This is a genomic window from Verrucomicrobiia bacterium, assembly GCA_036405135.1.
Classification (GTDB): domain Bacteria; phylum Verrucomicrobiota; class Verrucomicrobiia; order Limisphaerales; family JAEYXS01; genus JAEYXS01.
The window spans coordinates 41,203-52,961 of the sequence record DASWYF010000032.1; the positions used below are offsets into that span (position 1 = coordinate 41,203).

General features: G+C 58.1%; 7 protein-coding genes. 3 read left to right on the top strand and 4 right to left on the bottom strand.

Annotated elements, in window-relative coordinates; all coding sequences use genetic code 11:
- Nucleotides 1-70: 70 nt before the first annotated feature.
- The 3 genes from VGH19_15340 to VGH19_15350 all read right to left on the bottom strand — a co-directional run bounded on the left by VGH19_15340 (nt 71) and on the right by VGH19_15350 (nt 5,655).
- Entirely contained in the window at nt 71-982 is a 912-nt protein-coding gene (locus VGH19_15340) for a hypothetical protein (protein ID HEY1172740.1), read from the bottom strand.
- Between the two features lie 681 nt (nt 983-1,663).
- Nucleotides 1,664-3,004, bottom strand: a complete 1,341-nt coding sequence (locus VGH19_15345; GenBank protein HEY1172741.1) for a DUF1552 domain-containing protein — start codon at nt 3,002-3,004, stop codon at nt 1,664-1,666.
- Between the two features lie 50 nt (nt 3,005-3,054).
- A complete protein-coding gene (locus VGH19_15350) occupies nt 3,055-5,655 on the bottom strand; it encodes a DUF1592 domain-containing protein (protein HEY1172742.1) in 2,601 nt (866 codons plus the stop codon).
- Nucleotides 5,656-6,067: 412 nt separating this feature from the next.
- On the opposite strand from VGH19_15350, the gene VGH19_15355 reads away from it, so the two are divergent.
- Both VGH19_15355 and VGH19_15360 read left to right on the top strand, forming a co-directional pair.
- Nucleotides 6,068-6,628: a hypothetical protein gene (locus VGH19_15355; GenBank protein HEY1172743.1), complete on the top strand. Its 561-nt coding sequence runs from the start codon at nt 6,068-6,070 to the stop codon at nt 6,626-6,628.
- A 154-nt stretch (nt 6,629-6,782) separates the two neighbouring features.
- Entirely contained in the window at nt 6,783-7,709 is a 927-nt protein-coding gene (locus VGH19_15360; GenBank protein HEY1172744.1) for a ThuA domain-containing protein, read from the top strand.
- 248 nt (nt 7,710-7,957) lie between these two features.
- On the opposite strand, the gene VGH19_15365 is transcribed toward VGH19_15360, so the two are convergent.
- Nucleotides 7,958-8,539, bottom strand: a complete 582-nt coding sequence (locus VGH19_15365; protein ID HEY1172745.1) for a GNAT family N-acetyltransferase — start codon at nt 8,537-8,539, stop codon at nt 7,958-7,960.
- 289 nt (nt 8,540-8,828) lie between these two features.
- On the opposite strand from VGH19_15365, the gene VGH19_15370 reads away from it, so the two are divergent.
- A complete protein-coding gene (locus tag VGH19_15370; GenBank protein HEY1172746.1) occupies nt 8,829-11,531 on the top strand; it encodes a PVC-type heme-binding CxxCH protein in 2,703 nt (900 codons plus the stop codon).
- The last annotated feature ends 228 nt before the right edge of the window (nt 11,532-11,759 follow it).

Genomic DNA, 11,759 nt, shown 5'->3' on the forward strand with positions numbered 1-11,759 from the left:
TCGATTTCAGACTAATAAAAAACCGGCCAGAGGATCTCTCCCATGACCGGTTCTGAAAATCGGTTTCCGCTTACCTCTTCGGCATCGTGGTCGTCTTTTTCTTCGCCGCCTTCGGCTCCGTCTCAGGTGAACCATTCACGCCGAAATCGAAGATTTTCCCGCCATTATCATTCGCCACCATGAAGGGTCCGATGCTAGTGGTACCGCCATAAAAGAATCCATACTCACCATTAGCCAAATCTTCACGGGGCGTGACCTTGTATACGCCCGAAGCCAGCTTCTCCAAATCAAATGAACGCACCGCCTTTTCATCCGGTCCGGACTTGGAACCACCATAGATGTTGAACGATCCCACGATCAGTTTCCGCACATTCTGCTTCGCATCCACCTTGAACTGCGCCAGTGTGAATTCGTTTGCACTCGTCACCGAGTTGTTGTCGCTCAATCCGCCCTGGGTCTTCTCAAAATAAAAGTAAAACACCGGCTTGCGATTAGTCGTCTGAGTATTCGCCTTCGCACTGCGGATCACCGCTTCGCGATTCGCCGATTGCCCATACGCAGCGAAAAACGCCACCCCCGACCGCACTTGATTATAGACGGATGGCTCAAGCATCGTCATCTTCGGTTTGCCGTCCACCTCTTCGTAAATCCAGATGCCCGCCTCATGCGGTGAACTGGGGTTGTTCACGTCACCCGACGCCATCTGGCCGCCAGCCACCTGCCCGGCCGACGTCATCGCGATCATCGCCTGGATCACATTGTCTGTGACACCTGCGCTCTTGAGTTCTCCCAATCCTTTGATGCTGACGTCATAAGTGCCTTTGGAACTGCGTATCTTCTCCAGCAACACACCCTCACCCAGCCCCAACTTCTGCATCTCGATTACAGCAGCGTTGTTCAACGCCTCCGCGGCACGAGCCACCACGGGGTTGAAAATAATTGCGGCAGCAACCGCCATCAGGCACCAAAATTTCCGTAGCATCTTCTATAACTCCTTAATGATTGAATGTTAAAACCTTAGGATACCGGTTATAAAACCGCCAAACCAGCAAAAAAATCAGCCCGGCTGGCTTATACCACCCCCAGCTCCAAAACCGTACTGCATCGCAGACAATTCATCCGCTGTCGCCCCGTCTCATATCGGACATCTTCGGATGCCACTTGGGCTGGTGTCCCCCCTTTCGTCAGCCCATAACTCCAGCATGCATCAAACGCCTCCTCATGCTTCTCCCCACACTGTTTGCAAGTCCACATAACGAAACATTTACCGATTCCCCCTCAACAAGACTTACCATTCGAGATGTAAAACGTAACGTCCTCCTCAAACCGCCATGGAAAACTGCGAGGCGTCCATCGTTCATCCCTCTCTTCTAATGAGGCTGAGCATTACCCATAAGTGGTCACCAGCGTCCAACCAACGGGAACTCCCTTATCAAGGTGGGGCAAAGGCGGCTTGTCCCGATTCTTTGTCGGAACCTCTTTGCCCTAACTTTGGTCTTCACCGCCGTATCCTCAAATGGAACCGGCCTTCGCAAAACCCAACCCTCTCTGTCCCTAGTCTGATCATTCCACACTTTATAGACTTGTGGGTAATGCTCAGCAACGAGGAGAGGGATCGAGGGTGAGGAGTGAGCACGCCGAGCGCTTAACAAGCACTACAATATCACGCCATCTCCAATCCCCGCATCGTTCCCGTGCTCGTCGCAAATTTGTCCGTCTCCAACCCCATCCGTTGCAACATGCTCACGAACAGGTTCGGCAACGGATAATTGTGCACCGTATCAAACGCCAGATGCTGACCGTGCTTGAACCCGCCACCCGCGAAGAGCACCGGCAGATTCGTCGTCACATGCGTGTTCGCATTGCCGAGATTCGAACCGTACAAAATCATTGAGCGATCCAGCAGCGTCTCGCCCTGTTCCTTGATGCCCTTCAGCTTGCCGAACAATTCCGCCAGCAACTTCATGTGCCATTCATCGATCGCCTTCAACTGTGCCAGCTTCTTGTCGTTCTTACCATGATGCGACAGACTGTGATAACCATCCGTGATGTGCATGTCGTCCAGATCCAGCACCGGTGAATTCACGCTATCCAGCAGCAACGTCACCGCCCGTGAGGAATCCGTTTCAAACGCCAGCCGCGCCATCTCATACATCAGACGCACCTTCTCCATATATTCCGCCGGGCTGGCCGGATCGAGCGGTGCCGCCACCGGCGCTTTCGGCTTCGGCCGATTCTCCCACTCGCGCGACATCACCATCCGCTGCTCCAATTCGCGCACACCCGTGAGGTATTGGTCCAAGCGATCCTTGTCCCGCACCCCGAGATCGCGTTGCAGCGACTTCGTCTGGTCCGCCACCGCGTCCATGATGCTCTCGCCCAGTTGCAATTTCCGCACCTGCTGCGCCACCTGCTCCTTCGAGCCTTGCAGGAACAGCTTCTTGTAAACACTCACTGCGCTCTCTTCACACGGAATGAGCACGCCGCCACCCGTCCATGAAAGACTGCGAGAACCCTGTTGCACGTTCACGCCGAGCGTCATCGTCGGGAACCGCGTCAGATGCCCGATGCGCTCACCAATGTATTGATCCAGCGAGATCGTGTTGCGGAAACCGCCACTGCCCGGATGCGGTGCCGCCGTGAGGAAGCAGTTATCCGCCGGATGCCCGCCATCCACATCCGGATGCCACACCCCGCTGAACACCGTGAAATCTTTCCGATACGCCTGCAACAACTCGAGATACGTCGAAGCCTTGTAATCCTTGCCCGCGCCGGTCGGGAAGAAATTCTCCGGCAACAGACCCAGGTTATTGCACACGCCCAGCATACGACGCGGCGCTTGCTTGGCCGCCGCACTCTCCGCCGCGTTCAGAAACGCCGGCGTCATCGCCTCGAGCATCGGCAAACCCAGCAACACACCCGCCGCCTTCAGGAACTGGCGACGCGGCAAAGCCCGTTTCGTGGAGATGAACGAGCCGAACATATCGGATTGCTTGCTATTCATGTGCTTCTAAATATTTATGCCACGTTTTTCCATCCACTGCCAACGCTCAATTACTTATTCCGGAACAAATCACTCTGCACGATCGATTGAATCACCGAGCGCACGCCGTAATGGCTCGAGCTCGCGCGATCCAATATCTCCTCCACCTCGGCGCGATCACCAAATCGCACCGCCGCACCCGTTCCGTAAACCACCAATTGCCGCGTCAGGTTCCGCGCGATCTGCCGGTCATCCTTCAGCAACAATTCCTTCAAGCTCTGGATGTCTTGGAACTTCCCGCCATTGTTCGGCAATTCCCCGCTCGCATCCACCACCGGCCCCGGATGGAACGTGAACGGCTGCCCGTTCTTGCCATAGCCCGGCACCACATTATTCGTGCTGCCCAGCGCGCGATACTCCGTCCGCCAGCCGCCCATCACATCGAAGTTCTCCAGCGCGAAACCCGCCGGATCGATCTTCGTATGGCAGCCCGCGCACGTCGCCAGCTCGCGATGTTTCTCCAGCTGTTGACGGATCGTCACCGCTCCGCGCGTGTCTGGCTCAATCGCTGGCACACTCGGCGGCGGAGGCGGTGGCGGCTTACCGATGATCCGCTCCATGATCCACACGCCGCGCAAGACCGGCGAGGTCGTCGTGCCATTCGCCGTCACCTTCAGCACACTCGCCTGCGTCATCAATCCGCCGCGCACACTGCCCTTCGGCAACGGCACGCGCCGCAGATGAATCCCCTCCACCGGCGGCAGGTCGTAATGCTTTGCCAACCGCTCGTTCAACATCGTGAAGTCGGACTTGATCAGGTTCCGCGACGGCAGATCGCTCTTCAACAATTCCGCGAAGAACATCTGCGTCTCATCCACCGCGTCTTCCACCAATGCATCATCGAGGTAATAGTCAGGATACAACGTCGCATCCGGCGAGGTCGCGCTCGCATGCCGCAGATCCAACCAGTAATCCAGGAACGAGTTCACGAACTTCTGCGCCTTAGGATCTTTCAAAAGCCGGTCGGTTTGTGCCCGTAACATATCTGGATGCCCCAGCTTGCCCTTCGCTGCCAGCGAACGCAGTTCCGCATCCGGCGCCGAGTTCCAGAGAAAATACGAGAGCCTAGAGGCGAGCGCGTAATCATCCAGCTTGCCCGGCTTCTCCTCCAGCGTCACAAATCCCGGCGAGCACAATACACCCGAGTAACCAGCGATCATCGCCTCCATGAACTTGCTCCCCGAACCCATCGCCGTATGGATGACCTTCAGGAACCGCTGCACATCCACCTCCTCCACGGGCCGTCGATACGCTTGCGCCATGAAATTCCTCAGCAACCGCTCCGCATCCGTCTTCGGATTCTTCGATTCCACCGTAATCTGCTTCTTCGCATCCACCTTCAGCGGCAGATCGCCGAAGAGCAACTTCTGCGTCTTCGTAAGCTTGTCATCATAGATCGGCCCCTCGACCTCCAGCCAGCGATACGCCACACCCGGTTGCCCTTCCTTCGTCGCCAGCGGATTCTTCCAAGCGGGCGGACGTGACCGGAACAAACGCACGGGGTCCGGCCTCACCGTCTCACCTTCCAGCAACCACGCTTGCAATTCATGCACACCCGGCTCGATCTGTGCATCGAAACCACCCAGCTTGCGCAAGAGTCGCGGCGGCGTCTCCGCATAGACCTCCACCGGTTCCGCGCGACGCCCGATCGAGGTGTTCGTGCGATCCGGCGTCCACCACCGCGCCTGGCTTATCGGTGCCGCCCAGAACGTGTAAGCCGAGATGCGCAGCTTGTAGAAACCCGCTGCGGGCGCTTTGAAATTCGTGAACTTGATCTCCAGCGGCTCATACGCGCTCGCCACCACACCGATCCCCTCCTGTTCGCGGATCGCCGGATTCTTATCCCCCACCGTCACCGGAGCCGTCCCCTCCAGCACATCCTTCTGCGCCGTGTAATTCAGCATCGGAAACGTCGCGCGTTCGGGACTGCGATTGAACTCGCTGAACTTCAGCTTACCCGTAAAAGACCGCTGATCCCGCGCGTAGTAACGATTCGTCGTCGTTGGCACCTTCAACGCCTGCGCCTTCACCACTTCTTGCAGCGCATAATCCGCCGCCTGCAAATACCGCGCGAGCTGAACATGCGAGACATCCAGCGCCTCACCCACCTTGTTGAAGCGATGCGATTCTCCATCCTCTGGCAACATCTCCTTCACTTGAAGCCACGGCGCACCCAACAGATCCCGCAGTGAATTCTCATACTCATACCGGTTCAGCCGACGCCACACCGAGCGCCCCACCGTCTTCGCGCGCTCCTCATCTGCCGCCACCATCGTCTCCGTCAGCGCCTCGATGAACGCCCCGCGCTGCTTTTTGGATGGCTGATCCTTCTTCGGCGGCGGCATCTCGCCGGACTCCACCGCATCATGCACCTTCACCCAAGTCCCAAAAGCCTTCGCATCAGAGAGATCGAACTTCAACGCCGTCAGATCGATCCCGCCCTTCTTCGTCTCCCCATCATGACAATCCGTGCAAAACTTCTGGATCACCGGACTGATATCCTTCGTGAACCGCCCCAAAGCCGCCGCTGAAGACGAAGCCGTCTCCGCCGCCTGCAACGCCAGAGCCGATCCCATCATCAAAACCAAATAAATGTACACACGAATACGCATGAGTCAGTCACTCATAGTATGAGACGCTGAAACAGGTAGCAACCATTCAAACAACTTGGCGGAGCGCCGGCCTCCGGCCCGGCTCGAAAATGGAGCGCGGGTCTCCGACCCGCAGCAACTCCCATAAGCAAAGTCAGCTCCCAAAACGCCATATACCTAAACGAACACCTCATCCTCCGCCCACAACGGGGTCACGTCCCAAAGCCCAACGTTGCCCGCGACTCCGCGAGCGGGCTACGTTGGGAAAGCCCCCTTAAATCCCCAACCCCAAAGCGGGTTCCCCCTCTTAAAGTAGCAGCCGAGGTAACGAGGCTCTACCCCTGATAATACTCCCGTCCTTGTCAAACTCCCTCAATCCCGCCTTAATCAACCACCAGATACGCCGCGTTACACCTCACCCGCATTAATCACCATGGCTCAACTTTCACCAGATCAGATCGCGGACATCATCCTCTCTCGAAGGTCAGTTTACGGTTTGGATACCGACAGCCGCATCCGTCAGGTCGCCAACCAACTGACCGCCCGCGCACTCTTTGAACTTCTCGCGCAACTGGACGATCAGGCTTCGGACTTCCCTCTTCAGTTATCCACCCTGCTCTTAGAACTCGGAGATGATTTGCATTTGAAAGATAAATACCTCATCAGCTTCGACACCGGCAATCTCCCGGCTGACGCCCCTGAAGTCACCCCGCCTCCTGCACCTGAAGAACCATCCGTGCACTACCTCAAACTCATTTTCCAAAACGAAGACGCCGCCTATTATCAGTTCCACTTTTTCCCTGACCTTGAGACGGGTTACATACTTGGTGCCGCGCGGAAGCGCACTGGAGACGCGCAACATATCCGGCTTGAACTCACCCACCCCTCCGCACTCCAGACCTTCATTGAATCCTGCCGAAGCAATCCCCATTTCCTCCGGGTAGAAGAGTCAACTGCTGAACAATTTCGCCAAGCCCCATCCCACGGGACATAGAAGCACCCTTTCAGGCTCAACGGGCCGCCCTGCTAAAGCCCAATGTTTTCCCCTCCTCTTTGTGCCTTCTGTGCCTTTTTGCGGCCATACTGTTTCCCCCTTTCCCTCCCCATCTGAATACCCTACCCTCCTCCCACGTCACCTTTACGTATCTATGAAACGCATCCTGAGCCTTTTGCTCCTGGCCCTCTTGGCCACGTCGCTTACCGCCACCGCTGCGGACCAGAACCGCAAACTCGTCATCATCGCGGGCAAGCCCAGCCATCCGCCCCTCATGCACGAGTTTCGCGCGGGCTCTCTGCTCCTGCAGAAATGCCTGCAAGGCTATCCCGGCCTCACCGTGGAGGTGCACACCAACGGCTGGGTCAGCGATGAAAAGACCTTCGACACCGCCGACGCCATCTTCATCTACGCCGATGGCGGTGGCGGCCATCCCGCCGTCCAAGGCAACCATCTGGAAACCCTGAAAAAACACATCGCCCGTGGCGTCGGTTTCGGCTGCGGCCATTACGGCGTGGAAATCGTGCCCGCCCAAGCTGGCAAAGAATTCAAAGAATGGATGGGCGGTCACTATGAAAACGCCTTCTCCGTGAACCCCATCTGGGAACCGGACTATAAGAGCTTTCCAAAACACCCTATCGCCAACGGTGTGAAACCTTTCAGCACCAAAGACGAATGGTATTTCAACATGCGCTTCCGCGATGACATCAAAGGCATCACCCCGCTCCTCGTCGCCAAGCCCAGCGACGCCGTCCGCGATGGCCCCTACGTCCATCCGAAAGGCCCCTATCCGCACATCCAGGAAGCCAAAGGCCGCGATGAAATCATGATGTGGGCCACCGAACGCCCCGATGGCGGTCGCGCCTTCGGCTTCACCGGCGGTCACTTTCATATGAACTGGGGTAACGACAATCAGCGTAAGATCGTGCTGAACGCCCTCGTCTGGCTCACCAAAGCCCCAGTCCCTGACGACGGCGTGAAATCTCAAGTCACCCAGGAAGAACTCATGCAAAACCTCGACGTGAAAAACGTCCCGAAACCCGCCGCTGCGCCAGCCCCCAAGCCCGCAGAAAAGAAGTAAGCAAAATCTACCAGCCGCCCTCGGCTGCCAGCTCAACGGTAGTGGGGCAGTCGCCCCCGGCTGCCATAGTCGGACAGGCGCCCTCGCCTGTCCCCTCTTCGAATCTCAACGCCGCCGCCAGAAATGGTCGCGGCGTTTCACTTTCTGTGCATCCAAACGCCCACGACAATGTGCTGCCCGGCATCTTGCCGGCAGTAAGGGCGCGCCCGAATGAAACTACGCACATCCAATTTACCCGCATAGAACTTTCACCCGCCAGGCGGACGCTTCCGCCCCTCCCTCACCCGCCTCACAAATTCCTCATGTATCATCGGTGCGACCTTCCCATTCTCCATCTCCGCATCCCTTCTCAAAATCTCCTCATCCGATAACAGATCCCACCTCATCACCGTCACCCCCGCCCCCAGATACTCCGTCCGCTCCACCACCTCCCAACCCAACCGCGCATAATATTCCTCCGTGCTAAACGTGAACAAATACAACCACGGAAACCCCAGCGCCTTCGCCTCCTCAATCACCCGTTCCACCAACGCCGCACCAATCCCCTTCCCGCGCTCCGCCGCCTCCACAAACACCCCCGCCACCCACGGCGACAGCTCCTTCCGCGACTCCATATCACACGCCACCAACATCGCCGAACCCAATATCCTGTCCCCCTCATACGCGACAATCACCGTCGGCACCGCCCGTCGATTCGCCGCCTCCGTCAACCGCCCGATCCTCCGCTCCACCGAATCCCCCGCCCGATACTTCCCCCACTCCCGAAAATACCACTCCGCAATCACCGGAATGAACTCAGGATGATCCGCCAAATACCCGATCCGCAACATACCCCGCCATCTAACGCCGAACCCTTAACAAGTCACTGAAATTCCAAATCGTAATCGTCCTCGTTCTCGTCGTCGTCCTCGCTCTTCAATCTGTAGCAGTCCCGCATGCGGGATAAGGAGGCTCTAACTTCCATTCTCTCGATGTTCGGAGTTCGATGTTTCCCCATATCATTGGTCATTGCTGGCCTCCGGTGCAACCGGTTCCTTCGTCATTCGTGCTTGGTCATTCGTCATTAAAACGACTCCTCACTTGAGCCCTCTCTCTTCATCGCCTACCATCCTCCCACCGATGAAAACACCGTTCCTCACGACCTTCCTCTGCCTCTCGGTCGTCACGTCCACTTTTGCCGCCGAAGCCCCCAAGCCTGCCACCACCATCGCCGCTTCCGGCCCGCTCTATAAGAGCGCCATCATCGGCAAGGGCCTCGTCGATATCGACATCGACGTCACGAAAGCCAACTCCCTCTGGCTCGTCGTCACCCCCGGTGAAGACGGTGTCGGCTGCGATTGGGCCGACTGGGTCGAGCCCCGCCTCATCGGTCCCAAGGGCGAAACCAAACTCACCGACCTCAAATGGCGCAACTCCACGCAAGGCTTCGGTCAGGCCCGCGTGAACGCCAACGTCGATGGCAAGCCCCTCAAAGTCGGCGGCCAATCCATTGCCTACGGCATCGGCACCCACGCTCCCTCTGTCATTGAATTCGATCTCACCGGCCAAGGCTTTACTCGCTTCAAATCCAAGGCCGGTCTCGATAACGGCGGCACCGATCAAGGCTGCGGCTCCACCGTCCAGTTCATGGTCTTCACGAATCAGCCGCCCGCCGGTTACCTGAACACCGCCGCCGACACCGGCAGTAAACCACGCGGTTCTGGCCCGGAAGCCGCCGCCTTGGACGCTTCCAAACTCATCGTCCCCGCCGGTCTCGAAGCCACCGTGTTCGCCTCCGAACCCGACATCGTGAACCCCACCGATCTCGACATCGATGCGAAAGGCCGCGTGTGGGTCACCGAAGGCGCGAACTACCGCGTCTCCGCCCACATGAACAAGCAATGGGGCGTGCAACGCAAAGACGGTGACCGCATCGTCATCCTCGAAGACACCAATGGCGACGGCAAAGCCGACAAAACGAAAGTCTTCTACCAAGACCCCAGCATCAACGCCGCCCTCGGCATCTGCGTACTCGGTAATAAAGTCATCGTCTCCGCTTCGCCCTACGCCTTCATCCTCACCGATACGAACGGCGATGACGTGGCCGACACTCGCGAAGTCCTCTTCCACGACGGCTCCAAAGGCGATCACGATCACGCCATGCACGCCTTCGTCTTCGGCCCGGATGGCAAACTCTATTTCAACTGCGGCAATGAATTCCAAAAACTCAGCCGCCCGAAAGGCAACGCCACCGTCGCGCTGAAGGGCCCCATCACGAATCTCGAACTGGAACCCGTCACGGATAAGGCGGGCAACCTCGTGAACAACAGCCGCAAGCCCTATCAGGAAGGCGTCATCTTCCGTTGCAATCCCGATGGCAGCGAACTCGAAACCCTCGCGTGGGATTTCCGCAACAACTACGAAACCGCCATCGACTCCTTCGGCACCCTCTGGCAATCGGACAACGATGACGACGGCAACAAAGGCGTGCGCATCAATTACGTCATGGAGTTCGGCAACTACGGTTACCGCCACGAACTCACCGGTGCAGGCTGGCGCACCAAACGCACAAACATGGAGAAGGAAGTGCCCAATCAACATTGGTATCAGAACGATCCTGGTGTGATGCCGAATCTTCTCGTCACCGGTTCCGGTTCACCCACCGGCATCATGATCTATGAAGGCACGCTCCTGCCGAAAGAATTTCAGGGCCAGATGATCCATTGCGATGCCGGTCCGCGCACCGTCCGCGCTTATCCCGTGCAGAATGACGGCGCCGGTTACAAAGCCACCACGCTCGATCTCCTCACCAGTGGTGATTCCTGGTATCGCCCCGCCGATGTCTGCACCGCGCCAGATGGCTCCGTGTATATCGCCGATTGGAACGACGCCGGCGTGGGCGGTCATAACATGGCCGATCGCGAACTCGCCACCATGCGCGGCCGCATCTACCGTGTCGCCCCCACCGGCCACAAACCGAACGTGCCCAAGCTGAATCTCGACACCGCCGCCGGTGCCGTCGCCGCCTTGCAATCGCCCAACCTCGCCACGCGCTATCTTGCTTGGGAAAAACTCCGCGCCCTCGGAGCTCAAGCCGAGGCTGACCTCGTGAAAGTCTGGCGCGGCACTGATGCCCGCCAACGCGCTCGCGCTCTGAACGCCCTCGCCCGCATCCCCGGCAAGGAACGCACCTACGTCGTAGAAGCCCTGCGCGATAACGACGCGAACATCCGCATCACCGGCCTGCGCATCGCCCGCCAGTTCGATTGGGCGCGCATCAACGAAGCCGCTGCGAACGATAAAAAGCAGCTCAAGAGCGCCGCCACGAAAGCCGCCGTGAACACCCTCTTCAACGCCCTCGGCGGCAAGAAGCAGACCGTCGGCGATGTCGCCGCCAATGTCGGCAGCGAACTCACCTACGACCTCATCACCGCCATCAGCACGCTCGCGAGCGATACCAATCCACAAGTCCGCCGCGAATGCGCCATCGCCCTGCGCGGCAGCCAATCGCCCGAAGCCGCCGCCCTCTGGGTGAAGCTCGCGCAACAACACGATGGCAAAGACCGCTGGTATCTCGAAGCCCTCGGCATCGGCGCCGATAAACAATGGGACGCTTTCCTCGGTGCCTGGCTCACCGCCGTAGGCGATAATTGGAACACGCCCGCTGGCCGCGACCTCATCTGGCGCTCCCGCGCCACGCAAACGCCCGCCCTGCTCGGCAAACTCATCATCAACCGTCAGGCGGAAAAAGACGAATGGCCCCGCTACTTCCGCGCGCTGGATTACTTCGAAGGCGCCGAAAAAGAAAAAGCCCTCGTCCAAGTCCTGACCACCATCAAGTAAAAGACTGGTTCAACCACAGATGGACACAGATAAACCCAGATGGGGAATAAAAACGTCCGAACGCTCAACCTCTTCTCCCTCTCCTCTCTGTATGGACTGGGTACAAGGTGGACAGGTGTGCGGGGACATGGTGGACACATGGGAGAGGTATGGGAGTGTGTCGTAATTATGCCATGGCCTGTGAAAGACCTGATGAGTGTACGACTTGAGTTCGTGAGTTTAGCCCGC

Bases quoted from the DNA above. Each gene is read 5' to 3' on its own strand.
- VGH19_15340 (HEY1172740.1), bottom strand. From the start codon at position 982: ATGCTACGGAAATTTTGGTGCCTGATGGCGGTTGCTGCCGCAATTATT.
- VGH19_15345 (HEY1172741.1), bottom strand. From the start codon at position 3,004: ATGAATAGCAAGCAATCCGATATGTTCGGCTCGTTCATCTCCACGAAA.
- VGH19_15350 (HEY1172742.1), bottom strand. From the start codon at position 5,655: ATGCGTATTCGTGTGTACATTTATTTGGTTTTGATGATGGGATCGGCT.
- VGH19_15355 (HEY1172743.1), top strand. From the start codon at position 6,068: ATGGCTCAACTTTCACCAGATCAGATCGCGGACATCATCCTCTCTCGA.
- VGH19_15360 (HEY1172744.1), top strand. From the start codon at position 6,783: ATGAAACGCATCCTGAGCCTTTTGCTCCTGGCCCTCTTGGCCACGTCG.
- VGH19_15365 (HEY1172745.1), bottom strand. From the start codon at position 8,539: ATGTTGCGGATCGGGTATTTGGCGGATCATCCTGAGTTCATTCCGGTG.
- VGH19_15370 (HEY1172746.1), top strand. From the start codon at position 8,829: ATGAAAACACCGTTCCTCACGACCTTCCTCTGCCTCTCGGTCGTCACG.